At 59.3% G+C, this 23,433-nt stretch carries 31 protein-coding genes, 1 tRNA gene and 1 pseudogene; 12 read left to right on the plus strand and 21 right to left on the minus strand.

The genetic code is table 11. The features are described 5' to 3' along the window. Positions 1–74: 74 nt before the first annotated feature. From QA642_RS22460 to QA642_RS22475, 4 genes are all read left to right on the plus strand, one after another. Entirely contained in the window at positions 75–416 is a 342-nt protein-coding gene (locus tag QA642_RS22460) for an integration host factor subunit alpha (RefSeq protein ID WP_283086549.1), read from the plus strand. A gap of 24 nt (positions 417–440) precedes the next feature. Continuing rightward, positions 441–1,016 carry a MerR family transcriptional regulator gene (locus QA642_RS22465; RefSeq protein ID WP_283086550.1) on the plus strand — a complete coding sequence of 192 codons (576 nt, stop codon included), beginning with the start codon at positions 441–443 and terminating at the stop codon, positions 1,014–1,016. Positions 1,017–1,142: 126 nt separating this feature from the next. Beyond that, positions 1,143–1,220: transfer RNA gene (locus QA642_RS22470), tRNA-Pro, on the plus strand. A 181-nt stretch (positions 1,221–1,401) separates the two neighbouring features. Further along, entirely contained in the window at positions 1,402–3,006 is a 1,605-nt protein-coding gene (locus tag QA642_RS22475; RefSeq protein WP_283086551.1) for a DUF262 domain-containing protein, read from the plus strand. A gap of 54 nt (positions 3,007–3,060) precedes the next feature. On the opposite strand, the gene QA642_RS22480 is transcribed toward QA642_RS22475, so the two are convergent. Further along, the gene (locus QA642_RS22480; RefSeq protein ID WP_283086552.1) at positions 3,061–4,110 is read right to left on the minus strand and encodes a tyrosine-type recombinase/integrase; all 1,050 of its coding nucleotides are present in this window, start codon (positions 4,108–4,110) and stop codon (positions 3,061–3,063) included. Beyond that, entirely contained in the window at positions 4,085–4,318 is a 234-nt protein-coding gene (locus tag QA642_RS22485) for a hypothetical protein (protein WP_283086553.1), read from the minus strand. Before QA642_RS22485 ends, QA642_RS22480 begins: the two co-directional genes overlap by 26 nt. 145 nt (positions 4,319–4,463) lie before the next feature. Here QA642_RS22485 and QA642_RS22490 point away from each other — a divergent pair, with 145 nt between their 5' ends. Further along, positions 4,464–5,228 carry an FRG domain-containing protein gene (locus QA642_RS22490; protein WP_283086554.1) on the plus strand — a complete coding sequence of 255 codons (765 nt, stop codon included), beginning with the start codon at positions 4,464–4,466 and terminating at the stop codon, positions 5,226–5,228. A 36-nt stretch (positions 5,229–5,264) separates the two neighbouring features. Here QA642_RS22490 and QA642_RS22495 read toward each other — a convergent pair whose 3' ends face one another. Further along, entirely contained in the window at positions 5,265–5,450 is a 186-nt protein-coding gene (locus tag QA642_RS22495; protein WP_283086555.1) for a hypothetical protein, read from the minus strand. Then, on the minus strand, positions 5,447–5,626 hold the full coding sequence (locus QA642_RS22500) for a hypothetical protein (RefSeq protein WP_283086556.1): 180 nt from the start codon (positions 5,624–5,626) through the stop codon (positions 5,447–5,449). Before QA642_RS22500 ends, QA642_RS22495 begins: the two co-directional genes overlap by 4 nt. Before the next feature lie 188 nt (positions 5,627–5,814). Here QA642_RS22500 and QA642_RS22505 point away from each other — a divergent pair, with 188 nt between their 5' ends. Then, positions 5,815–6,099, plus strand: coding sequence for a hypothetical protein (locus tag QA642_RS22505; protein WP_283086557.1), 285 nt, complete (start codon positions 5,815–5,817; stop codon positions 6,097–6,099). 28 nt (positions 6,100–6,127) lie between these two features. After that, complete coding sequence (locus QA642_RS22510; RefSeq protein WP_283086558.1) at positions 6,128–6,397, plus strand: hypothetical protein; 270 nt, start codon at positions 6,128–6,130, stop codon at positions 6,395–6,397. Positions 6,398–7,082: 685 nt separating this feature from the next. Here the strand turns inward: QA642_RS22510 and QA642_RS22515 are convergent. The 4 genes from QA642_RS22515 to QA642_RS22530 all read right to left on the minus strand — a co-directional run bounded on the left by QA642_RS22515 (position 7,083) and on the right by QA642_RS22530 (position 11,107). After that, the gene (locus QA642_RS22515) at positions 7,083–9,254 is read right to left on the minus strand and encodes a hypothetical protein (protein WP_283086559.1); all 2,172 of its coding nucleotides are present in this window, start codon (positions 9,252–9,254) and stop codon (positions 7,083–7,085) included. A 109-nt stretch (positions 9,255–9,363) separates the two neighbouring features. Continuing rightward, entirely contained in the window at positions 9,364–9,708 is a 345-nt protein-coding gene (locus QA642_RS22520; protein ID WP_283086560.1) for a gene transfer agent family protein, read from the minus strand. Further along, positions 9,701–10,108 carry a hypothetical protein gene (locus QA642_RS22525; RefSeq protein WP_283086561.1) on the minus strand — a complete coding sequence of 136 codons (408 nt, stop codon included), beginning with the start codon at positions 10,106–10,108 and terminating at the stop codon, positions 9,701–9,703. The genes QA642_RS22520 and QA642_RS22525 overlap by 8 nt, the downstream gene beginning before the upstream one ends. 3 nt (positions 10,109–10,111) lie before the next feature. Beyond that, complete coding sequence (locus tag QA642_RS22530) at positions 10,112–11,107, minus strand: terminase TerL endonuclease subunit (RefSeq protein WP_349253862.1); 996 nt, start codon at positions 11,105–11,107, stop codon at positions 10,112–10,114. Positions 11,108–11,326: 219 nt separating this feature from the next. Here QA642_RS22530 and QA642_RS22535 point away from each other — a divergent pair, with 219 nt between their 5' ends. Beyond that, the gene (locus tag QA642_RS22535; protein WP_080137402.1) at positions 11,327–12,436 is read left to right on the plus strand and encodes an IS630 family transposase; all 1,110 of its coding nucleotides are present in this window, start codon (positions 11,327–11,329) and stop codon (positions 12,434–12,436) included. A 23-nt stretch (positions 12,437–12,459) separates the two neighbouring features. Here QA642_RS22535 and QA642_RS22540 read toward each other — a convergent pair. Continuing rightward, positions 12,460–12,909, minus strand: a pseudogene (locus QA642_RS22540) (terminase large subunit); the annotation flags it as partial. After that, positions 12,884–13,153: a P27 family phage terminase small subunit gene (locus QA642_RS22545; protein ID WP_283086562.1), complete on the minus strand. Its 270-nt coding sequence runs from the start codon at positions 13,151–13,153 to the stop codon at positions 12,884–12,886. The pseudogene QA642_RS22540 and the gene QA642_RS22545, both read right to left, overlap by 26 nt. Before the next feature lie 157 nt (positions 13,154–13,310). Here QA642_RS22545 and QA642_RS22550 point away from each other — a divergent pair, with 157 nt between their 5' ends. Beyond that, positions 13,311–14,027, plus strand: coding sequence for a hypothetical protein (locus QA642_RS22550; RefSeq protein WP_283086563.1), 717 nt, complete (start codon positions 13,311–13,313; stop codon positions 14,025–14,027). Between the two features lie 2 nt (positions 14,028–14,029). Here the strand turns inward: QA642_RS22550 and QA642_RS22555 are convergent, their stop codons facing one another. From QA642_RS22555 to QA642_RS22610, 11 genes are all read right to left on the minus strand, one after another. After that, a complete protein-coding gene (locus QA642_RS22555) occupies positions 14,030–14,350 on the minus strand; it encodes a phage head closure protein (protein WP_283086564.1) in 321 nt (106 codons plus the stop codon). A 1-nt stretch (position 14,351) separates the two neighbouring features. Beyond that, entirely contained in the window at positions 14,352–14,696 is a 345-nt protein-coding gene (locus QA642_RS22560) for a DUF3168 domain-containing protein (protein ID WP_283086565.1), read from the minus strand. Positions 14,697–14,769: 73 nt separating this feature from the next. After that, positions 14,770–15,057, minus strand: coding sequence for a head-tail connector protein (locus QA642_RS22565; RefSeq protein ID WP_283086566.1), 288 nt, complete (start codon positions 15,055–15,057; stop codon positions 14,770–14,772). A 16-nt stretch (positions 15,058–15,073) separates the two neighbouring features. Further along, positions 15,074–15,508, minus strand: a complete 435-nt coding sequence (locus QA642_RS22570; RefSeq protein ID WP_283086567.1) for a hypothetical protein — start codon at positions 15,506–15,508, stop codon at positions 15,074–15,076. Positions 15,509–15,841: 333 nt separating this feature from the next. Further along, a complete protein-coding gene (locus QA642_RS22580; RefSeq protein ID WP_283086569.1) occupies positions 15,842–16,384 on the minus strand; it encodes a hypothetical protein in 543 nt (180 codons plus the stop codon). A gap of 6 nt (positions 16,385–16,390) precedes the next feature. Then, positions 16,391–17,554 carry a phage major capsid protein gene (locus QA642_RS22585; RefSeq protein WP_283086570.1) on the minus strand — a complete coding sequence of 388 codons (1,164 nt, stop codon included), beginning with the start codon at positions 17,552–17,554 and terminating at the stop codon, positions 16,391–16,393. Positions 17,555–17,570: 16 nt separating this feature from the next. Then, complete coding sequence (locus QA642_RS22590; protein ID WP_283086571.1) at positions 17,571–18,068, minus strand: HK97 family phage prohead protease; 498 nt, start codon at positions 18,066–18,068, stop codon at positions 17,571–17,573. Positions 18,069–18,070: 2 nt separating this feature from the next. Beyond that, the gene (locus tag QA642_RS22595; RefSeq protein ID WP_283086572.1) at positions 18,071–18,616 is read right to left on the minus strand and encodes a hypothetical protein; all 546 of its coding nucleotides are present in this window, start codon (positions 18,614–18,616) and stop codon (positions 18,071–18,073) included. Between the two features lie 5 nt (positions 18,617–18,621). Further along, a complete protein-coding gene (locus QA642_RS22600; protein WP_283086573.1) occupies positions 18,622–18,948 on the minus strand; it encodes a gene transfer agent family protein in 327 nt (108 codons plus the stop codon). After that, a complete protein-coding gene (locus QA642_RS22605) occupies positions 18,945–19,610 on the minus strand; it encodes a hypothetical protein (RefSeq protein ID WP_283086574.1) in 666 nt (221 codons plus the stop codon). The genes QA642_RS22600 and QA642_RS22605 overlap by 4 nt, the downstream gene beginning before the upstream one ends. Next, positions 19,610–20,851 (minus strand): phage portal protein, encoded by a 1,242-nt coding sequence (locus QA642_RS22610; RefSeq protein WP_283086575.1) that lies wholly within the window; start codon positions 20,849–20,851, stop codon positions 19,610–19,612. The genes QA642_RS22605 and QA642_RS22610 overlap by 1 nt, the downstream gene beginning before the upstream one ends. Positions 20,852–21,380: 529 nt before the next feature. Here QA642_RS22610 and QA642_RS22615 point away from each other — a divergent pair. The 3 genes from QA642_RS22615 (at position 21,381) to QA642_RS22625 (ending at position 23,412) form a co-directional block, all read left to right on the plus strand. After that, positions 21,381–21,578 carry a helix-turn-helix domain-containing protein gene (locus QA642_RS22615; RefSeq protein ID WP_283086576.1) on the plus strand — a complete coding sequence of 66 codons (198 nt, stop codon included), beginning with the start codon at positions 21,381–21,383 and terminating at the stop codon, positions 21,576–21,578. 299 nt (positions 21,579–21,877) lie between these two features. Beyond that, positions 21,878–22,057, plus strand: coding sequence for a hypothetical protein (locus QA642_RS22620; protein WP_283086577.1), 180 nt, complete (start codon positions 21,878–21,880; stop codon positions 22,055–22,057). Next, a complete protein-coding gene (locus QA642_RS22625) occupies positions 22,054–23,412 on the plus strand; it encodes an AAA family ATPase (protein WP_283086578.1) in 1,359 nt (452 codons plus the stop codon). The genes QA642_RS22620 and QA642_RS22625 overlap by 4 nt, the downstream gene beginning before the upstream one ends. Positions 23,413–23,433: the final 21 nt, after the last annotated feature.

Genomic DNA, 23,433 nt, shown 5'->3' on the forward strand with positions numbered 1-23,433 from the left:
GAGCGCTGTTGACCGCCGTGCCGTAAGCTCATAATTTCAGACAACAATTGTTCGCCGTGATGTGGGGCAGGGCGATGACTGATCAAAGTAAAACCGTAACGCGTGTCGATCTCTGCGAAGCCGTCTACCAGAAGGTGGGGCTGTCGCGCACGGAATCGTCCGCCTTCGTGGAACTCGTGCTGAAGGAGATCACCGATTGCCTCGAGAAGGGCGAGACGGTGAAGCTGTCCTCGTTCGGTTCCTTCATGGTGCGCAAGAAGGGTCAGCGTATCGGCCGTAACCCGAAGACCGGCACCGAAGTGCCGATCTCGCCGCGGCGGGTGATGGTGTTCAAGCCGTCGGCGATTCTGAAGCAGCGAATCAACTCCCAACACCGTACCAACGGCGATGGCAGCAAGGTTCAACCGGAGGCGTAATCGCCCGCGGAAAGGATTTGGCATTTGGACAAGGCGCCGGATGCGTTCCGAACCATCAGCGAAGTAGCGCAGGAACTCGACATTCCGCAGCACGTGCTGCGATTCTGGGAGACCCGTTTCTCCCAGATCAAGCCGATGAAGCGCAGCGGCGGCCGCCGCTACTATCGCCCCGACGACGTCGACCTGCTCAAGGGCATCCGCCGTCTGCTCTACGGCGAGGGCTACACCATCCGCGGCGTGCAGCGGATCCTCAAGGAGCATGGCGTCAAGTCGGTGCAGGGCCTCGCAGATGGGGCAGCCGCCGTCTCGTTCGGGGCGATCGAGGATGCCATCGGCCAGAGCCTGATGGAGCCGGACGACGAGGCGCCCATCAAGGGCATCACTGACGCCGACGATGACGACTACCAGGGGGATGAGGAGGAAGGCATCGACTTCCGCTTCACGGAGGTCGACGACGAGGAAATTCTCACCACCTTCCGCAAGGGCGGCGCCGCTGTGCCGGCCGGCCCCAGTGCGCTGGACCGCGAGCGGCTGGGCCGGGCGCTCGCCGACCTCGTCGCCTGCCGGGAGATGCTTGACCAGGCGCTGAAGGACGGGTGAGGGCGCCTTTCGCCGGCTTTGCGGGCAGTTCCGGGGGCATCGGCCTTAGGCCTATTGGAGAGAGCCGCCAAAATGGTGCGACCTCGCCTTGCGCAACGCGGCGATCCTAGCTAATGGAACGGCATTCGGAGCGTGGCGCAGCCCGGTTAGCGCACTAGTCTGGGAGACTAGGGGTCGGAGGTTCAAATCCTCTCGCTCCGACCAAATTCTCAAATAGTTTCAATGTCATTTCGGGCGGTCGGTTTGCACCGAGCCGCCCGTTTGCAGATGGTTTGCAATTTTTGTTCGTCGGACGTTCCGGCGCCGCCCCCCGAATCGGCGTTTGCAAGCGCTTGAATTCTTGTCTCCGTCCTGCAACTTGCGGTAAGTCAATGGGGGGAGATTCGTGGCCGAGCCGCTGAACATTCGTAAGATCATTCAAGAACTGCTGGCCGGGCGCATGCGTGTGCCGAACTTCCAGCGGGGCTTCGTCTGGGATCCGGAGCGCGTCGCCTACCTAATGGACAGCATCTACAAAGGCTATCCGTTCGGCTCAATTTTGCTCTGGCGCACGAAACAAGAGTTGACCCACGAGCGCGACCTCGGACCCTTCCATCTCCCTCAGAATGACCCCGAATATCCGACGGACTACATCCTCGACGGCCAGCAGCGCATCACGTCCATCTTTGGTGTTTTCCAGACGGAGATTGAGCTGGAAGACAAGCCGCTCTGGGCGAAAATTTACTACGACATGAAGGCCAGCGAGAACGCGCAGGAGTCATCGTTCACCGCACTGGAGGACGAAGAAGTCATTAAGCATCAGCATTTCCCGATCGGCTGTCTGTTCGACCCAGTTCTCTACCGAAAGGAAACCACCGACTACGACGACCCCACCATTGCGCGGCTCGACAAAATCCAGGCGCGCTTCAAGGAAGCCCTTATCCCGGTCCAAACCATTACGACCGAGGACAAGACCGCCGTCGCCATCGTTTTCGAACGCGTCAATCAAAGGGGCGTTGAGCTTGATACTGTCCAGCTCCTGAGCGCTTGGACGTGGAGTGGTGACTTCGACCTCAACCAGCGTTTCGAAGAGCTGGCCGCCGACCTGACCCCGTTCGGCTTCAAGGACGTGGGCGGCGACAAGGACCTCCTGTTAAGGTGTTGTAGTGCGGTTATGCTGCGCGACCCTTCGCCGGATTCGCTGATTTCGCTAAATGGCACGAAGGTTCGCGAGACGTTCGACCACGTCGTTACAGGCATAAAGGGCGCCATCGACTTTTTACGCAAGAACCTGCACGTCGAGAGCCTCGACAATCTTCCCTATGTCAATCTTCTTGTTCCTCTCAGCGTGTTTTTCGCCGGTGAGCCAGACAAGCAGAAGAGGGTCACGAACAACCAGCGCAAGGAGATTCTCCGTTGGTTCTGGCACACCTGCATTCACAGGAAATATAACAGCCAGCCCATCAAGAGTCTGCGTGAGGATGTCATCGAGTTCGCCAAGCTCGCCGACGGCTCGATTACAAAACTAACTCATCCGGAAGCCGGTCTCAGCAACCTGTTTTTCCTTAAAAACACCTTCCGTTTGAATTCCGTTGTCTCCCGAACATTCATCCTACTCCTCGCGCAGAAAGGGCCGCGCTCATTCCTGAGCGGAAACAAGATCGATCTTCGCAAAGCGCTGAAAGAATACAATCGCAACGAATTTCACCATATCCATCCCCGAAACTTCCTAAAGACCGCTAAGAATTCTGAGATCGACGATTCATGTTTGGCGAATATGTGCTTCCTCTCGCGCTCCGATAACAACAGCATCTCCGGCAGCGCCCCTAGCGATTACCGCAAGAGGATGGGCGAAGACATTGAGGATATTGAAGAGGCAAACTTCCTCCCGCCTTCAACGTGGAAGGACAATTTTGAAACCTTCGTCGAGGAACGCTCGGTTCTTCTCACCACCTACGCCGCGCAACTACTCGGCGGCGGGACGCCGCCCAAAAGGAAGAAAGGCGCGTGATCGCTCGCCGCTCCTTAGTGCCTCCCTCAGCAAGGGCGGAGAAAGTTTCCAGGTTCATGTAGTCGCGACCTTGTCCCGGTAATCCTCGAGCTTCTGGATCGCATTCGCCGCTAACACGCCCCGCCGGGCAAGATAGGCGTCAATGACGCGCTGAGCCTTGTCGACAGTCCAGGTTAGGGCTTCAGCTATCTCCGGGGCCGTGGCGCCCGACTCAGCCAGCAACGTCGCGGCCGTGCCCCGGTTGTCGTGAAAATTCAGATCGCCAGCTCCAACCGCGTCGGAGTCCTCGCGCCAATGGTCGTTGAAGTAGCGCTTGGTGTAGGCCTTCCCCGTCGGTGTCAGCATGACCAACGCGCCGGCGCGGGGTAGGACGTCCAGGCGGGCCTTCAGCTCGCGGGTGGCAGGTATCCAGAGCATCTTGCCGGTCTTGCTGGACCGGATTTGAACGCGCTGCCCGTCGTAACGCGTCCAGGCGAACTTGCGAACGTCGCTGGCGCGCATCGCTGTATTTCGGACCAGGATCATGGCCGTCGCCATCGCGGGGCGCGCGCTCTTGATGAACTGCTGCTGTAGCTCTTCAGACCACGTCTTGTCGGCCCGGTCGCTTTTGTAGAGCCGGTGAAAGGTCCGGATAGGGTGGTGCTTGATGCGGCGCTGCTCTTTCGCGAATGAGAGAACGCGGCACAGCGCCGACATGAGATTGTCGGCCGATCGGAGCGAGGTCTTGCCTAGCTCCTGATGCCATGCGAGGGCGTCCGCCGCGAATGCGTCGGCGTCGTCGGCATTGTTGAAAGTGTCCTCAGGCACAGTGCCCCACTTCTGCTCAATGCGCTTGAGCTTCCAGGGATACTGTTTGCGCGACTCTTCGCTCAGCGCGGCGTAAGTGCTGGACGTATCGAATAGACGAATGAGATCGATGAGCGTTTTTTCGCTCTTCCGGCGGGTGCGCTTCTCCGCCTCGGCGTAGGTCTCGGCAAGCCGGTCGGCGTCCAGGCGAATGCCGGTGGCTCGGTGGTAGAGATAGATTTTGACCGTGCCATCCGCTTGCCGCTTGGGAACGCGGTTGATGCCCTTGAGCTTAAGCGGCTTCGGTCTTACGCGCATTCTCGGCCTTCCAGCGCTGGTAGGGGGTCAACTCTGGTTCGGATTCTGTCACAAGGCCGGATGCCCGGTCTAGGGCCGCGTCAAGGGCTTTCAGGTCCCAACGATTGGTCCCCCGCATTGCCCTGGGGATAAGTCCTTTTTGAACCCAGCGATCAAACGCGGCCAGGGTCTTGCAGCCGCAATACTCGGCTGCTTCCTGTTTGGTCATTCCGCGTCTTGCCTGCACGTCGCAAAATCCCGATCGCTTTCGACAATGTGCCTATAGCGTTGAGATCGAGGACTTCGTGTGGAAAATGGCGATCAGATGAGTTACGGCACGCTAGATCGCGCGTAAGGCGAATTTGAGGGGCGGAATGATACAGGACACCTTACAAAAGGCTTCGCTTGCCGAGCTATTTAGCTTGATCGAGAAACTGCCGGGGCCCCAAGGACATCTCTTCAGAGGTCAACGTAATGCCGCATGGTCTCTCATACCAACCTTGTATCGGCTAACTCCAAACATTCACGGCGGCAGCATAGCCGAGAGCTTCAACGTTTTTGAAGCCGAACTGATCGACCGATTTTTTCGGGAAGGACTTCCCTACCTACCGCCAATCTCAAGGAGCTACTCCAACGACAGAGCTCTAGCACAGCACTTTGGTGCACCAACGCGATTGTTGGACTGGAGCGAAGATCCCTTAGTGGCGACGTTCTTTGCGGTCGAACAGTGGGAAACGACGACAGACGCTGCAGTCTTCATGATAATCCCCGAGGCTCGTTTCAGGCCGGAGGATGTCAAAGACTTCAAGGCCCTTCAATCGATCGCTTTTCGGCCGCCAGCAATTGATCGCAGGATACCTGCACAACGCTCGATGTTTACGTTTCACCCGCATGAACCAAAGGATCAGCCGTTCGTTCCGCTTGAGCAACGGCCCAACATCGGCATAAACGTATCCAACCCCCACGGTGCCGGCGGCTCTGCTCGTGCCTTTGCAAAGATAGTGATTCCTCAGCCTCTCAAAGAGCAGCTCTTTTTGCGCCTGTCACGGATCGGCATCGACCGGAGAAATCTCTTCCCAGGATTGGATGGTGTTGGGGCGGACACAGCAGCACGTGCGCTCAGCGGTCAATGGATGTAGGGGATAAGGGGCGCGGATCACACCGCGCCCCTTATCTCACTTGAGCTTCGCCGCCTGCATCAGCTCGCGGGCCAACATGCGGGCGATAACTAACGGAGGCGATCCGCCAACCTGCGTCGCTTTGGTCCCGAATTCCGTAGTAACGTGAATCATCCCGGATTTCGTCTCATAGCTTCCCTTCCGGCGACCATCGTCATACGTGAACGAAACAGAGCTGCTCACGCCGCGCTCTCCAAGATGTTCTCGCTGCTGGCCGGGTAGATGCCCCACTCACAGAGCGCGACCTGAACCTTGTTCTCGACCCAGGCCGGCCCCAGCACGACGTAGTCGTCGGTGTCGCCCTGCATGTCGGTAATGGTTTTGAGGAGTGCGAAGTAACTGGCGTCGGAGATCGTCATTGATCAGCCCCATGGTTGGCGTGATGATGCGCCGCCATAAGACTCATATTCGCGAGGCGGCGTCAAGGCATTGATTCAATTGAAGATTGTAAGTCAGGACTGACTTACAATTTCGGTTCGACTCAAGTAGCAGTTGTGAGCGCAACCTACGGCGCGCATATTGCGGGACGGTTTGGGGGAAGTGATTCATGCGCGGCAACTTGTTGACTTTGATAATTTTCACCGTGGGTCTCATAGCAGTCGATTACGGCTGGGGTCCCATCCTTCCCGACCCGGTCTACTGTCTTGTCAATGCCGGGCAGGAAATTCACCTCGCAAGCAACACGCGCGCGACATCCTGGTCGGCCAATGACGGCTGCACAGCCTACAACCCGCGCTGTGCGACCGAATACACAACTACGCCGGCCCAAAACATCTGCAAGCACAAGACGCTGTGGGAGGGCTGGAGAGAGCACCTCGCCACCAAGTCCTGACTCGGATTTACTAGGAGTGGGCTGACCTATGGCCTTGCTGGAGGTAGTCAAGGCTCTTGTAGCAGGCTGGGTCGCCTACGGCCTGTCGACTCGCTTCGGCAGCCGATGGGCGAAGGCGGCGATCTTCACCGTGGCCGCGATTTTAGGCCAAGTCGCAGCGTTCGAGACCGGCTATCTCTTGGTGTTGTTCGAGTTGCCAGTGTTGAAGGCTACGGATGTAGCAAAGAGCATGATCATTCCGTGGTCCTCTCTCGCGACCGCTGGAGTTGGTTTATATCTTGGTCGGCCGCGCGCATGATCCGCTAGATTCCACAACCTAAATGCCCACAACCCAAGGCCCCATTCCAAGGGAAACTTTCTCCCTCCAGAGACAAGCAGAGAACATAGGCTCTGGTGCTTATCCCGAAGGGAGAGAGGTTCGAGGTTCATTCCATCGAAGGTTAATCTGGAGCGTAGCGTTGGTGATGACCAATGCGGCGAGGCGGCGTCCCGTGACCTCGCCATAAGCTCCGCATCTCGATCGCAAGCGATCACGCGGTTACCCGGCCGGAGCCGGATGCCCAACCACCTGCTCGATATCCATCAACAGAGAGGTTGGAGAAGGTTGCCGCAAGGCAGAGCCTTCATCTTTTTGGCGCGTTCGACAATCTGGTGATTGTCCGGTGCAACCCTATCAAGGCGTCCTATACAGGGGAGCGCTTGATCCGATATCCGTGCGCCTGCGGCTGGCTCATAGGTGGCGTCATGTTCCGCCACACCGTTCGTTCAAAGCCGCTATACTGCCGCGCAAGGCGCGCAACAGGGTCTCATCAACGAATGCATATAGCGCTCGCTTTGAGGTTTGCTCGATGTTTTTCGCAACCCTCATCGAAAAAACTTCGCGAGAAAGTTGATGCGATTGCTATAATAGAGCCCGACACCGATAGCCGGGTGTCTCATCAGGGAAAGCCTCCGGTGTGCAACTCCACCGGGGGCTTTTCTCTTCATCGGCGGAGAACGCCTCCCGGTCGCATCTGCGTCCGAAATTCCTGCCCCACGATCGCGCGGACCTGATGTGTCACCTGCTCGGCGATGTGCTGGGCAAGCTCCTGGTTCTGGGCGGGCGTGCCATTGGAAACGCCGCCATGGACGTGGATATCGCCCATCGTGACGCGGGCGCCAGGTTGACCGGCGACCAGCGGCGCGGCCGGCGATCCGGCGCCGACTAGACCCCCATCCGCGAACCTGGAAATGCGATCGGAATTGATCGCTTCCAGCACGGCGCGGTGCTTCGCTACGGCGGAGGCGCGCACCACGAATTCGCCATTGCTGAGCCGCGCCGGGATGCTGTCTGAGGTGCCCGTTCCTGGTCCGCTGATGTAGCCACCATCCGCCTTGGCTACCGGTCCAATGAAGGCACCATCGCCGGGCTTAGGTAGCGATCCGACCAGGCCGCCGTCGCTGAAGCCGAACATACCGGACAGGCCGCGCATGATCGGCGCGACGACCAGGGCCTTAATCACGGCCTCCTCAAGAGCGCGGACGATCGCCTTGGACATATCAGCGAAGCCCGCCGACACGCTCTTGGTGCCGTCCAGGACGTCCGCGAGGCCAGAGGTCAAGCTGCTGCTCATGGTGCTGCCGACCGACCGCATGGCCTCATTGGTTCGCAAGGCCGACGCTTCAACCGAATTCAGGGCCGTCCCGACGTCCGGATAGAGGCCCTTCAGTTGTTCGGCGATCTGCACGTCGCCTGGGTCTAGGAGCGAGGTTTGCCGGCCGCGCCGGATCGATTGGGCAACGGTGGCCTGTTCGATCGCCTGGGTGGCCTCACCGTAGGCCTGGGTGACTTCCTCGATACGCTTGCGCTGTTCCTCGGTAACGACGCCTTCGCCCTTTCCAGCGGCCGCGTTGGCCTGCATGGCGACGACTTGGAGCTGAGCCGCGATCTTGTTTTTCTCGCGGGCCGCGGTCGAGAGGTCCAGGCCGGCGGCTTCCTCGCGAAGCGCTGCGGTGCGCTTCTCAATGCTATCGGCGGCCGTGTCGAGTTTGTCCACGTTGCTGCCGGTGCTGATCTTGGTCGGCGCCGGGCCGGTGCCGCGCGTCTGGCTGGGCGCCGGCGGGCCATACTGCTCGCCGTTCGCCCTCAGTGCCGCGATCTCCTTTTGCAGCCGATCGCGGTGCGCCTCCAGGTCGGCCGTCGTGCCCGCGTAAACCTGCCCAATCCCGGGGATTGAGAGCGGTGGCAGGTTGACGCTGCCGAGCAGCCCGCCGCCAGTCCCATTCAAACGCGCGTTGACCTGGGCGAGCGCGTCCCGCTTGGCCTCCAGGTCAGTGGAGCTCGCCGGCATGCCGGGAATGCGCGGAAGCTTGTTCGTCAACTCCACGGCCTTGGCGATATAGCCGATCACGTCTGCCCAAGCGGACTTGATATTCATCATGACGCTGGCGAGATCGTCCCAGGACGGCTTCAGCGCGGTCGAGAGGCGTTGATGCGCGAGCTTGAGCTGGTCGTCGACTTCCTTGGCACGCTCTACCTGGACGTTGCTGAAAATGCCGTCCGAATTCGCGCTGGCCTCCCTGATCGTCTGCAACATACTTTCGGCAGAGGTCTTGCCCTGTCGCATGCGATCGACGATCTGCGAGCCGAACATTTTCTCGCCAAGGTCCAGGCTCGCAGCATGCTGCCCGATCTGGTCGAGCTGGATCATGGCCGCGAGCACGGCCTTGATCTTGTCCTCTTGGCTTTGGGCGTCCCGGAAGAGAACCAAGCCTTGAAGCCGTCCAGCGTCCTTGGCAAGCGTCTCATTGTAGACGCGCAAGGCCTTCTCAACGGCGGTGATCTTCTCTTCGCCGACCGTCCACTCGCCAATGTCGATCGGGGAGCGGTCCTTGGTCGCCTGGAAGGCATGGTCGAGGGCAGATTCAAGCTCGCCGGCCTCCACTTTGAGCTTCCGCGCCTCGCTGGTGAAGGCCTGGAGGAACGCGGGCGAGACGCCAAGGTTTTGGGCTTTGTCGGCGATCTCCACCATCTGCTGCATCTGCTCGCGGGCGCCGCTGATTGCGGCTGTCATGAGCTTGTATGCCCCGACCGCGATTGCGACCTTGCCGGCAAGATCAACGGCGCCGCGCGCCATGGTCGCGAAGATCGCGTCCTTGGCGAGGTCCTTGTTCATGTCCAGGAACTGCTTCGCAATCTGGCGCGTAGCGTTGCCAGCCAGTGAGCTAGTCTGCTTCATCTGGTCGCGGAATTTCTCTAGATCCACGCTGATGGGGATCCTGAGACTAGGTGCTGGCACTGGCATCTCCGAAGTAACAGGCTGCCAAAACTTCGCTGGCGATCAGGACATTCGGCGCGAGCGGCTTGCCGCGCACATGCGCGTCGAGCAGTCGCTTCACCTCGCGCTCGGGGGTGCCGCCTCCAAGTAGGCCGAACTCCATCACGCGCTCTACGTCGTTGGCCGAATAGTTGTTTGCCTCAAAGCGCCCCCAGATTGCCGAGATCGAGCTACCGCCTGGCCCGGGAATGCCCCGCCAAGACAAGACGCGCCTGACCCAGGGGTGATTGAGATTGAAGGTGTGCGTTCCGCCGATCCATGTGATTGTGCGTGCGCATTTGTCGTCAGCCATTGGAAAGCTCCTCGTTTACAGCCTTGTCGATCACCCCCTGCATTTCGTCGCGCATGGTGTTGTAGGTCGGATAAAAGAATGGTCGCGCCGGTTGGCGGCTGGTCCCGTATTCGAAGCCCAGGCTGTAATCATACGCCACATTTGATCCTTCTCGGACTTCTTTTGTGGTCAGCTCGCCGCCGGCCTGGACAAGCCATTCCAGCTCATGGGCGCCGGGCACCACAACGCACGACTCCTCAAGGCGGCCAGTTTCGTCCGGCGACTGCTCCAAAGCCTGCAAAGCCTCGCGCTGGGCCTGGGACAAGCGTTCGGCTTGCTGGCGAATGACCGGCGATAGCTGCTCGGTCAGCTTGTCCGGCAGAGATTGAAGGAATGCGTCTAGGTCGTCATTATCGGCCATGCGTCACCATGAGAGAAGTTCCACAGCGTTAGGGAGATCATAGAGCGAGCGCGAATTCTCGCCTGCCGCCGCGCGCGATACGGCCATCCAGCTCGCCGCGACGCCGTCAATGCGATCGGTCGACTTGCTCTTGTGGATGATCCGGTTGTCATTGGCGTCCTTGTGGATGGCGACGTTTGCAAAGTTCCAGCGCAACACCGGGTGGCCGCCATGGCGGAAGTTGCCGCTGATGATTGCGCGCTCCAGGACGTTGAGCGCGGGCGATTGCGTCACCCAGCCTTGGCGGATCGTTACGACCGGAAACCCTTCGTCGACCAGCGGCGCCATGACACCTTGGGCGAACGCCACGTCAAAACCAATCTCTTGGACCTGGAAACGCTCCGCGAGTGATCGGATGTAATCCGCGACCGCAGCGTTATCGATCACGTTGCCGGGCGTGGCCGTAATGAAGCCGCCCTTGGCCCATGACGCGTAATCGACGCCGTCCAGGTCGCCGCGTTTGCGGATATCGGCCTCGGGACAAAAGAAGTGCGGCAACACCGTGTAGGTATCGCCGTCGCGGAAGCACGCGACGACGGACGAAAGGTCGGTTGTCTTGCTCATGTCGACGCCAACCCAGCACGGCGCACCGCGCAGGGCATCATAGTCGACCGGTGCGGCGCCCCGGTCATAGGTCGCCATGTCGACAAAGGGCGAGGTCGAATGGTCAAGCCAGACATTCAAATTATACTGGCGAAACGTTTCCCTCGCGGTGACGCTGGTTGCGCCCTCACGCGCGAGTTGTCTTAGACCGTCGATGTCCTGATAGCCGAGCACTAATCCCGGATTGGCTCGATACCAGAGGCTTTCATCGGTCCAATCCGCATCAGCCGGCGTTTCTAGCAAAATGGGAAGTAGGCTCGGGTCTTCGATCTCGCCGCTGGCGACCTTGCGCGCGCGTTCAACGATCTCATGGGCAATGTTTTCTTGGCCGCGCCCCGCCGTAGTGGCGACGACCATAAGAGATCCTTGCGTCTTCGGAAGCGCCGAAGTTAGCGCCTTCCAGAGCTCAGCATTTTTCCAGATGTGGAGCTCGTCAACGAAGACGAAAGCCGGCGTGCGACCATGTGCAGGTGCACCCTCGCCAGAAATTGCCTCAAGAAAAGAGCCATCTAGTCATCTGGAACGCAAGTTCGTCACATTAGTTGATAGCTCGAATCTCTACAGAGGAGAGAGCTTGTGGCGAATGCAGGTGAGCGAGGCCGGCCGATCGCGCCGTTGGTGCTTAGTCCGCCGGAGCGGGCGTACTTGGAGAGACAAGTTCGTCGTCATCGCGTTGCCCGATCGCTATCTGAGCGCTGCCGCGCGATCCTGCGGTGTGCGGATGGCTTGCCAAGCAAGTCTGTGGCTGTCGAACTCGGCCTCCACGAACACACCGTCGGCAAGTGGCGCCGCCGATTTTTGAAGGATCGCTGTGATGGCCTGCTTGACGAGGCCCGCCCGGGCCGCCCTCGAACCATCAACGACGATCAGGTTGCTGAGGTAATTGAGCGGACATTGCGTACAACGCCACCCGACGCGACGCACTGGTCGATCCGCTCAATGGCTGCGGAAACTGGCTTTTCCCACACCACGATCCGCCGAATGTGGACGGCGTTCGGCCTGCAGCCGCACCGCAGCCAGACATTCAAGCTGTCGAGCGACCCGCTGTTCGTCGACAAGGTCCGCGATATCGTCGGCCTTTACCTTTCCCCACCGAACCGAGCCCTTGTCCTCAGTGTCGATGAGAAAAGCCAGATCCAGGCCCTGGATCGCGAGCAGCCGGTCCTGCCGATGATGCCGGGCGTACCGGAACGGCGCACGCACAGCTATGTGCGGCATGGTACGACCTCGCTGTTTGCCGCGCTCGATGTCGCCTCTGGATTCGTCATCGGCAAATGCTACAAGCGCCACCGGGCAGTCGAGTTCTTGAAGTTCCTCAAAGAGATCGACGCTCAAGTCCCTGAAGGGATCGATGTCCATATCGTCATGGACAACTACGCCACTCACAAAACACCCAAGATCAAAGCGTGGCTCGCCCGTCGGCCGCATTATCATGTCCACTTCACGCCGACTTCCGCGTCATGGATCAATCAGGTCGAACGCTGGTTCGCTGAGCTCACCCGAAAGCAGATCCAGCGAGGTGTTCACACCTCCGTCAGGCAGCTCGAGGCCGACATCCGTACCTTCATCGACCTGCACAACAAAAATCCCAAGCCCTTCAAATGGACCAAGTCCGCAGACCAGATTTTGGCTTCCGTCAAACGCTTCTGCCACAAAGCCCAGCAGACTTTATGTGGCGAACTTTAGATTCACGTGACTAGCTTAAATTCGATCTTTTTAACACTGTTGTGAGCGTCATAGATGCGTGTGGCTTTAACAAGGCGCGCGTCCTGCCGAATGATACCGGCGGCTTCGCGGAACCCGAACCCAGCTTGCTGGCGATCGGACGCGGCAAAGATCGCCTCGCCGCCGGGTCTCCGCTCTGGGCCGATCGTGTGCAACAGCGACAGCGCGCCGGCCAGCGAGGTCTTGCGATTGCCGCGAGGCAGAAGCAGCACCACAGTCTTGACAGTCCGATTGCTGTTCGCGTGTCGCGGCTCATAAATGCGGCGGACGATCCGTTCTTGCCATTTGTCGAGTTGGAGCGCGTGACACGGAGCGGTGCTCTTTGGATGCCGGAGGCGACGTAGGAACGTCACCGCGCGTTCGCCGTAGCCGAGCGGATCGTCGATCGGGCTATCGTCAAACAGCCAGTCAGGATATGGCGAGCGGGTTGTCATCGTCACTCTCAACATTGTCTTCACGCACGGCCGGCCGGGAGCGCGAAACTGGGGTAAGCCCTAGCTCAGCGGCAAGCTGGCGAGCCGTCACCATCGCTTTGTCCTGCATGCGGCAAAGCTTGGGATCGATGCCGGCGCGTAGAAGAATCTCAAGCTCGCGGACGCGGCCGATGGCAATGCAGTAGCTTTCCAAACAACCGCAATCGGCTGGCGAGAGAATGCGACGTTTGATCAGCTCCGGCATGACACGGCGCCATTCGGCTTTCGCGTGCTTGCCAAGCCATGTCGGGACTCGACTAAAGTCATGTTGGGTCGGATCTTCGGACGCAAGTTGTGGTTTTCGGCCTTTCACAGCTCAACCCCTATCGACAAACGCGGCGAGTGGCTGCATTTTGAGCCGCATGAATCAACGATTTGATCTTTTTGCTTTCTCGCTTTTGCTCTTTGCGGTCATCCTTACTGTATGGCTGATTGTATTGCCGGTGAGCTTGGACGGCATTGCACGGTGGCAGACTCTCATAAGTGGAGCAGCCACATTTCTGGGCATCATCGTAGCATCTTGGAATGTTACAAGACAGATGCGGTTGGCCGCGCGAGGCCGGGAGCAAGACAGAATAGAGAGAGAGTTGCCCGGCCTCCGAGAGGCAGCCTATTTCCTCGGTCGGTTCGAGATGGCGTTCGGGAACGATGCTAAAGCATCTCCAGTAAGAGATGAGTTTAAGGCATTGCAGTTGGACGAAGCGCAAATTTCCGATTTCCTTGCTCAGGTGATCAAAGCACTGCCCATGACGCCAGATGTAATCAAAAGGAGGCTTGCGTTGGAGCTCTTCCAGCTTCGAGGCGCCGCGCAGCGAGTCGTTGAAAATGAAGATAGGTTGAAACGTGCCAAGGGTGCTTTGGACCGTGCCGAACGAACGACAGGCCTGAGTGTAAGCGAAGCGAAGACCGCATTGGAGCGAACGGAACTGGTTCTGCAAGCAGCAATCGAGCGTTTTGAAAAGGCGGTTCGAGAAGTTAAGAACTTCCGCATAGAAGTCACTACTCGTATAAAAGGGGAGAGAGCCCGCGGCGAAGCATTGCGTCGAGAACTTGAGCGTTCCCTTGCTCTCAGAGAGTGAACTTAACAAAACCCAACTCGCTGGCATTTCACGTCCATACTGACGCGCCGGCCGATCTCGCTAATGCCGGTGATTTCGTATTGCTGGCCCTCATAGAGCAGCCGGTCATTGAGGCTGAGGCTGGCGAAGTAATACATGCGGAAGGTCAATACCGCGTCGGTAGTGTGGCCGCGCTCGCCCTCTCGATCGTCGGTGGTGTTCTTGAGCAGTTGCGCCCGCATGGTGGCGTAGGTGTTCCAGGTCTCTACAGGCGTGCCGTAGAGGTCCAGGCCGGTGGTGCGGCGCTGAATTTCAATGATGCGGTCGAGGTTGCCGGCTCGCATGTCAGTTCGGCTTCACGACCGCCGCCACATTGATCACGCCATGGCTGAAAGAGCCGTGCGGATCGCGGAGGTAGCGGGTTTGGGTGGTCTGCATGTCGTGCACGATGAAACCGTCTATTGGCAGCACGCCATCGGCCTGGGCGTCGATCCGCAGCGCCGCGACGATGGCGGAGACGGCTTCCTTGCACTGGATCAAGCCGGGCTCTGCGAACCACACATGAAGGGTCGCATGGCTGGTCGCGTCCCAGCGCCGGAAGATGGTCTGGCCCTCGCCGAGATACACGGCCGGCATGATCTCGGGGCGCCCGTTGGCGTCGATCACGTGGTCAGCCTGGACCAGGGCCATCAGCTCCGGGCTCGCGATCAGGCGCGATCGGATAGCCTTCTGGAGGGCGAGAGACGGGTCGGAAGCGGTCATTTCAGAAGGCAAACGCGCGATAAGGGGCCAGCAAATCGAGAAAACCAAACGGCAGCGCCATGGCGGTGATGCCAATCAAGCTTGCTTCGCGGTTCTGATAGAGGTGCGCCGTCAATTGCAGCACGGCTTCCCGGATCGGTGCCGGCGCCGTGTCGGCATCGGGATCGCCGGCCGTGTAAGCCGAAACCCACGCCTTTGCCGCCGCCAACTTGTCGGTAAGCAGCGCGTCGTCAGCGTCCAGGGTGACGTTCAGGTGGGCCTTGGCTTGGTCCAGGGTGATGCCGGGCATAGTTGAAAAACTCCAATTAGACGCTCTCTTGCGTGACCCGGGGGCACCGGTCGTCCGCGCTTTTTGGGATGTTTGAACTCACCCCCGGGGTAGCGGCGGCGTTGCGGTGTGCTTCGTCGCGTTGCGCGGCGAGGTGTTGGTCGAGGCCATGGCGCAGCTCAGCCATCTGCTCTTCCATCTGGCGAACGAACGAGCGGACCGAACGCGTCATCTGTCGGTGTGCGGCGTGCATGTCGCGCTGCCAGCCGTAAAGAGCAGGCAATTCATGGGCAAACGACGGTGCGAGAGCCGGCTTAGGCTTTCGGCCCTGCTTGCCAACAGGTGTCGTCAAAGCTTCCTCGGCGGACCAGCCCAGGTTCAGCCGCTTCGTGATTGTGTCGGAGCTTATGCCGGTGAGCTTTGCCCACTCGCATACAGGGCGCGACATACCTTTGAATTCGATCGGGCGCATGGGTCTACTTGGACCTTTCGAGACGTTGTTTAGTGCTGTTGTGGTGATGGGTGCAGAGCGGCTGCCAGTTACCCTTGTCCCAGAACAAGGCGCGGTCGCCACGGTGCGGCTTAATATGATCGACCACGACGGCGGGCTTGCCGCACATGACGCAATCAGGATGTTTATCCAGGAAGGCGCGGCGGGCCTTGGACCACTTGCTGTCATAGCCGCGATCATTGGCGTTGGGTCGGCGCCTGTCCTCTTCCCTGCGGCGGTGGCTTTGGCATACGCATCGAGTGTCGCCGGTAACGATCCGTCCGCACGCGCACACTCGACCACACTTGTAGGGCATCAGCGCGGCCTCACGTGGTTCGTAAGGTCGCCGATGGCGTTGAGGTCACCTTTGGACGGCGGCTCAGTGCTGGTTTGATCGTCCTTGCCGCTGCCGAATATCGTCTTGAGCACAGCCCCGATCATATCGAGACGGCCGACGTGGGCGTTTATGATCTCAGCGGGCGTCGCTTCCCAGGTGTCATCAGCGGTCCAGCCCAGCCAACCGGTGCCGATCTGATAAAGCTTGGTGAAGTATTCATCGAACGTCATGGATTCGCCCGATGACTTGTCTCCGGAAGTATCTTCACCTCTCAAAATCAGGACGAATTCGAGAAGCTGTTCGCGCGCGTCCAGGATGTCGCGGAGCGACGCAATCGGTGTGACTGCGCTGGTCGCCGTGATCAGGTCCATGATGGCGCTAAAACTGCCGTCTAAGATGGCTTGGTATAGCTGCGGAAAGCCATACTTGTGATGGAGGTGGAATGCGGCCCGCAGCGACGGCTTCAGGTCAAACGACCTGTCGCCAACCTGGAGGCTGAAGGTATTCGCTGCGAGCCGCATAGCTGCTTACGGCTTGGTCGATTTAATGAGGACCGCGGCCTCATTGAGCAACGGCGCACCGCCGACGCGACGGCGCCAGCGAACCTTGACGACGCCATTGTCGGCGCCGGTGAGGTCATCCACGCGAATAGCGAGGCCGACGCGATCGACGATCTGATAAGCGCTCTCCATGTCGCCGAACACAACCGGATAAGTCGTGCCCGACGCGGTCGGCAACAGGCTCATGTCCACGGACTCATAGACGGGCCGACCCAGGAGCGTTGCGGGCGTTCCGTTGGCGAGACCATCGGACCAGATCGGACCGGAGTAGCCGATCGAACCAACGGCAGCGTCCGCGACCTTGCGAATGAGACCCATGGTCTCGCGGCGCATGATCCAGGAGCCGTTCGCCGCATACTCGCCCGGGAGAGCATAGAATGCATCAATCAACTTGCCGACGATGTCCGAACCATCGGGCGCAGCGGTGATCGAAGCGTAATTCGTGGGCGTGTTGAGCAGGCCGGTCGGCTTACCGTTGCCGTCGCCGATCATGAAGGACTTGGCCTCCACCTTGCCGGTGATCTTGGCAATATGGCCGGCGACGAACGAAAGCAGGTCGATATCCGCGTCTTCCAGCAACTGCTGGCTGATCGGGATGTAGCGTGCGTTCTCGAACGTCTTGATGTTGAGCTGGCCGAACACCGGCTCCGTCGAGGTCCGGTTGCCGGTCTCCGTAACCCAGCCTTCGCCATCGGCGTCGGTTTCGAGGGTCGGAATATAGACCTCGGTGGTGCCGATGGTCATTGCGCTAGCGAGACCACGAAGCGGCGAGTATCGACGCAGCTTCTCAAGAACGGTCTTGCCGTATTCGGGAGTGACGACGTAGCCGCCGGCCGTGTTGGTGCCGAGGTTGAGCGTCTTGCGCTCCAGATCATCGAGCGCGCCGACGCCGTTGCGCAGGAACTTGTTCAGCGCCTTGGTTTCGAGGCCCGGTTCGTTGTCGTTCGCCGGCCGATTGTTCGGCCGGTTCAGCTTGGCTTCCAGTCGATCCAGGCGCTCGGTGAGCTTGCTGTTGTCGTTGGCGGCCTTCGTTTCGAGGGCCACCTTCAGTTCCGCCAGTTCCTTGGCGACGTCGGCAATCGGATCGCCTTCGCCGCTATCCTTGAATTCCAGTGCGTTCGCAGTCTTCATTGGGTCGTCAAAGCTCCTAGGAGTTCAGCGTTGCCGTGAAACGCTTGATGAGGTCGGCCACGGCACGCGCCGCGTCGTCGGATTTCGTGCCGGTGATGCGGGCACGGGAATGAGCTGGGTCGCGAACCAAGCTGATCTCAGCGAGATCAAGCGCGTCGATAATGCGACCGCGGGCGAGCTTACGGGCCGCCTTGGTGTAGAAGCCGATGGACAAGCCGGTGACCAAACGAGTCTTGAGCATCGCGCGAATTGAACGCGCGCGCGGCTGGTCGAGGTGAAGTTGGCCTTTGACGGTCAGTCCGTCCTCGGTTTCCTTCACTTCGTTCCAGGTGCCGACCAGATCATCCGGCCGATGCTGATACAAAATCGGCAAGTCGGGCAGGATCGCGCCGAACGCGCCCTTTGTGATCAGGTCGCCATAGCTGTCAGGCCCTGCGTTGAAGGGCCAGGCGATGCCGGTGATCTCACCTTCATCGCTGACGCTCAGCGTTGCCTTGACTTCAAGCCGGTCCATGATCAGTCCCGGAACACTTCGAACGCCACGGTCAATGTCTTGGCCGAGCCGGGCGTCAGAGCCGTCTTCGTCTCAAGAACAAAGAAGATGTTCTTGGTGCCGCTGGACGGATCGAAAATGACCTCGCTACCGCTGACGGGCGCGCCGATGCCCTTCACGACTGAGCCGGAGAACTTCTGATCGAGCGTGACGCTGAACGCGCCCAGATAGTTGCTTTCGGTGAGTGCAGCCGCAAACGCCGCATTGTCGCCAGACGCGAAGGTGGGCGCGTCTTTGAACACATGGACGTAAAGGTTTGCATTGAACCAGGCGATGTCATCCACCTTCACGCGGCAGCGACGCAGCACGCCTTTGGTATCGACGTCGCGCGATGCCGCGACGGGCACCGGGGAGCACGAGGCTGCCGTCGTCGATTGCGCAACGATGTCGCCGGCGGCATAGGCGGCCGTATCTGCGGGACGCTGCACTGAGCCGCCGACCACGGCAGTGTTGCCGGTAATCGGGATAGGATTGTTGTCACTGACGGGCGCGTTAATCGTGAAGGTCATTTCGATCAGGTTCCTTTGGTTTCGCTGGGGTTGCCGAACAAAACGCGTTCCAGGATTTTGGCGGCGAGTTCGTAGGTTTCGATCAGGGGGCGGCCGTCGACGTAGGCCACGATGAATTCATGGGCGCGCTTGGGCGGGGTGCCGGCGCCGATGAGCGCGAGCCGAATGGTCTCGGTTACGTCTGCCTGGGCGAAGTTGCGCGAGAACAGCCGGTTCGCAATCATGCCGATGCCGGAGCCGCATTTGGTCTCAAGCTCGCCGATCACTGCAGGCGTAAGCTTGAATGCGTGCTCGCCATCGCCAAAAAAGATTGTGTAAGCGGTCATGGTCATTGTCCGAACGCGGTCTCAATTGAGCCGGCGTTGTCGGCATAGACGCTGATGTCTTCCACGTCGGACCAGACCTCGACCGGCGTGGTGCCGACCATCACCTCGCCGTAGATCAGCGGGATCGCATCGCCTTGACGACCGGAGTTGCCGATGTTGCCGCCGTTGACGCTGAGCGCATTGGAGGCCTGCGTTTCTTGACCGGCCGGCTTGGTGAGCAGCGTTGCAGCACCGGATAGCGCAAGGCCAAGGCCGATCGCGGCAACGGCGCCGTAAGAGGTGCCGGAGAGAATGCCGGAAGCCGCAAGCGGGGTCGCGAGAACGCCTCCGGACAGGAAGATGGCGCTGCCGACCAGGGCAGCACCGAGCACGACCTTCGTGGTGCCCTTGGCCGTTCGGCTTGTAGCCGCACCTCTTACGATCGGGAAGATGTGCAGGTCCGCGGCGCCCAGGTTGAATTGGTTCACAAGCTCCAAGTCGAGCTGCATGCCGGAGCGCTTGTCGCCTCGCACGATCTTGTAATAGCCCTCCTCAATCGCCTTGATGAACCGACCGGGGAAGGCGCAGTTGAGCGCGCGCAATGCTTCGCCGGCGGTGGCAACGTCAAAGCGATGGGACTTGCCGAATTCCTTGCCGAGCCGGCCGTGCAGGTGAACTGTGCGAAGCATCAGGGAACTTCCTTCTGATTGTCGTTGGCGCTGCCGGAATTGAGCGCGCCACCGGCATGTGCGGATGATGTGTTGAAGTTCTCGAACACGTCGCCACCCTCATAAGCCGGCAATCCGAAACCGATCTGTCGGGCTTCGTTCGGATTGAGGATGCGCGCGGAGACGGTTGCGCTCAGAGCCTGGGCACGCGCGAGCAGATCGGCACGCGCGAAGCCATCGATATTGAATTCGATGGCATACTGAGCGCGCTCTTCCGGCGTCAGAAGCTTCAACTCAAGCTCTTGCTCGAAGGACTTCAGGCGGGGCAATAGAGCTTGCGAGAGGAATTCTTGGCCGATCGATTCAATGGAGCGGGGCGTCGCGCGATCGACCTGCATCAGCATGTGGAGCGGCACTCGGAACAGCCGGGCGATCTCCGCCACGGCATACGTTCGCATTTCGAGGAACTGACTATCGACGCTGTTGAAGGCTCGCGGTTCCCAGGAAGCGTCGGACGGGATGACCGCCGTGCCGCCGCCATTGTCGCCACCTTGCGATGCCTGCCACGCGGCTTTTGCAGCCTTGAGCGTGGCTTCCGTTACGTTACCCTTGAGGGACAGCACTCCGCTGGGGCGTGCCATGTTGCCGAAGAGGCGCGATGCATGACGCTCCAGGACCAGGGCAAGCGCGATGGCGTTGCGGCCCTCGCCGACAAGGCCCTTGCGAGCATCATAAGCCGGCGTCGGGATATGGATCAGGTCCGCGCCGTTGATCTCGCGGCCGTTCAGTTTGTAGGTCGGCTCAACGTCGCTCGTATCGACGGCCACAGATTGGGTTTGTGGATCGAGCCGGAGCAGTTCGGCAGGCTTGCCACCGTCAACGCGATTGATCAGCGCAAAGCTACCGTGCGGCTGCAAGAGCGCGTCGGCCATGAGCTGGGTGCGAAACAGTGCTGCCGGCGCCCAGGTGTTCGGAGCGTCGTGCAACAGTTTGTAGAGGGGGTGGTCGGTGGCCTTCTCTTTGCCGCCGTCCGGAAGCTTCTTGTAAACGTGAAGGGGGAGCGAGCCGGCCGCCTCGGAGATGGAGCGGACTGCGCACGCGACGGGCGCGCACGTCATGGCGCTGTGCGGGGTCACAACCACGCCGGCCAGGGTCGGGGTCGCGCCGAACAGATCGAACAGCCAAGCCTCAGGCGAGGAGACGCCTGACGAAGACTTGGTCTCGATACCGAGAAGGGATTTGAGGCGGGAGGCGATGGACAAAACGGCACAATCAGAGCTGGCCCGCTGCTCAGGCGGGCGAGGGGACAGTTCTCTGCTGTGCTGTGATCGAGCGCTCAGCGATCGCTGAGCGCACTTCTACGATGGAAATATTATTTCGTGGAAATTCGCTGCCGTCAAGCCGATTGAAATAAAATTGCGCGTGTCACCTGCGACGTAGCCCGAAGCAGTTTGCACGCGCAATCAAAAGCGATGCAAATTCAATACCGGCAGAATCTGGCAGTTTGCAGAAAAAATCAACGATATCAAAGCTCAACGCTAATCTGGGAGACTAGGGGTCGGAGGTTCAAATCCTCTCGCTCCGACCAACACAATCAAAGACTTAGCCGGAAGTCTGAAGAGCTGGCTATAAAATTTGTAGCCACTATGTAGCCAGCGCATCCACTACAAGCTTTTACAGGTTTTGAGTAACGTTCTGTTACATTTCAATTACATTTACGGTTTCGGGCCCTTTTTGCGCTACTCGATTTGATAGCAATGGACCTCCAACACCAACCGCATGGAGGATACATTGGCGAACATACGAGTGCGTGAGGCGGCCGAATATCTCGGCGTCTCGAAATCGTTTCTGGACAAGGCACGCTGCTATCGGACTAACGGTCCCGCGTTTATGCGATTCGGCAAAGCCGTAGTCTATTCCACCGAAGCCCTCGACGAATGGGCGCGGGCCTGCACCGTCGCCAACGACAACAAGCAGAGCGGGAAATAAAAAAGCAATTTTACGGCTTTCGAGTTGTCGACAGCGAAGCTGTCGGCCATATTGGCGACACCTACGCGGCTCAGCCGCAAGCGTGATTGGCCCCCACCGCCGAGCGCTATTGGTCACTGGCGACGCCCGCTATTTGCACTGTCCCGGGCCACCTCGTCCACCGCCCTATCAATGGCTACTCTGAATCCGTCCGTTGACGAGCCTTGCCTCGTCAGCATCAAACGCGCCTGCGAACTTACGTCGTCGTCGCACACCATGATCAATCACTAGTTGGCGTGGGCCAACCAAACGGGAGGAAGATGATGACGCTCGGACAGCAAATCGTTTTCGACTGGAAGCGGCGCTATCAACCGTACGACCAACCGCAGGACCGCATCGTCATCCGAGAGGAGCGAGCGTTCTACGCGGTTGATGGCGAGCGAGTGATTTATGGAATCGCGCGGCGCAGTGAAGCGAGGATGGGGGCTTCAGACCAGTGACCGCCGTAGTTAAGGCCGACAATCCTTTCAAAGTCGGCGATCGTGTTGAGCATCAGCAGTTCGGCTTGGCGACGGTGCGCGAGGTTATAGGGGCGCGGGTCTGCGCAGACTATGACGATGGCGAGCACCACAGTCCGGTGCTGCACACTTTCTTGTTGCCTGCGAACGTTAATGCGATTGGAGATAACGGCCCCAAGACCACTATCTTGAAACTGAAGGGGGCAAACACTCTTCCGCAACTCGAATTCGTGTATGGGAGAACAAGAGTTCGGAAGTACATCTCAACACTGTTTGCTCCGGGTGGTGGTGGAAAATCATCGTTGCTCGTTGCGGAAGCTCTCGACATGGTGACCGGACGAGATCTGCTTGGCGTCGGGCACAAGAAGAAAATTCGAGTCTGGTACATAAACACAGAGGATCCACCAGAGCTTATCCAGCGCCAGTTTGAAACCGCCGCCGCATTGCACCGCATCATCAACGATGACATCGATGACCGATTGATGTGGTCCAGCGGACGCGAATCCAACTTTGTGGTGGCAACAGAAGACAAGAGGACCGGCTTCCGGATTAACCATCCAGTGGTTGAGGGGATCGCACACGTCGGTGGTGAATTTAGACCGGACGCAATTATAATTGACCCGTTTGTATCCACCCATGGCGTGAGCGAGAATGACAACGGCGCAATTCAGCAGGTTGCGACCCTATGGGTTACGATCGCCGATAGACTAAATTGTGCGATCGATCTCGCGCACCATGTCGTCAAGTCTGACGGCCCCGTCACAGCAAACTCGGGCCGCGGGGGCAGCGCCTTGAAAGACAAAGCGCGCATCGTGCGAGTCATCAATCCGCTGAGCGAAGAACAAGCAAAGAAGTGGAACATCCCGGAGGGGTTGCGTCGCGAGTATTTCAACGCGGTAATCGACAAGGGTAATCTTTCTCGCGTCGGAACTGGGGCGTGGTACCACATCGAGAACGTTCCTCTAGGAAACGGCGATGGACTTACCAGGCCGCAGGAATTCGCGCCTGCTGTCAGGCGGTGGATGGCTCCAGACGCATCGCCGGAAGAGCGCGCGGAAATGACTCTTGCCAGGGTCGAGCAGGAACAGATCGCCGCCGTTCTGGTAGGCATTAAGAATCGCGACGTCAGGTATAACTATCAATCCTCTAATTGGGCTGGCAATGAGATCGCAAGCGTTCTTGGGATCGAGCTAGACGATAGCAAGAAGCTGACCCCAGCGAAGGAGCGCGTACAGGCGATTCTCGACGCCATGATCACGCTTGGCCTGCTGATCAAGGTTTCGCGCGTAGATCCAATAAAGCGCAAGTCTTTTGATCACGTTGAGGTTGCAGCTTAGAAATGAAGCGCCTTGCTATCT

It is taken from the genome of Bradyrhizobium sp. CB2312, from assembly GCF_029714425.1.
In the GTDB taxonomy this organism is placed as follows: Bacteria; Pseudomonadota; Alphaproteobacteria; order Rhizobiales; family Xanthobacteraceae; genus Bradyrhizobium.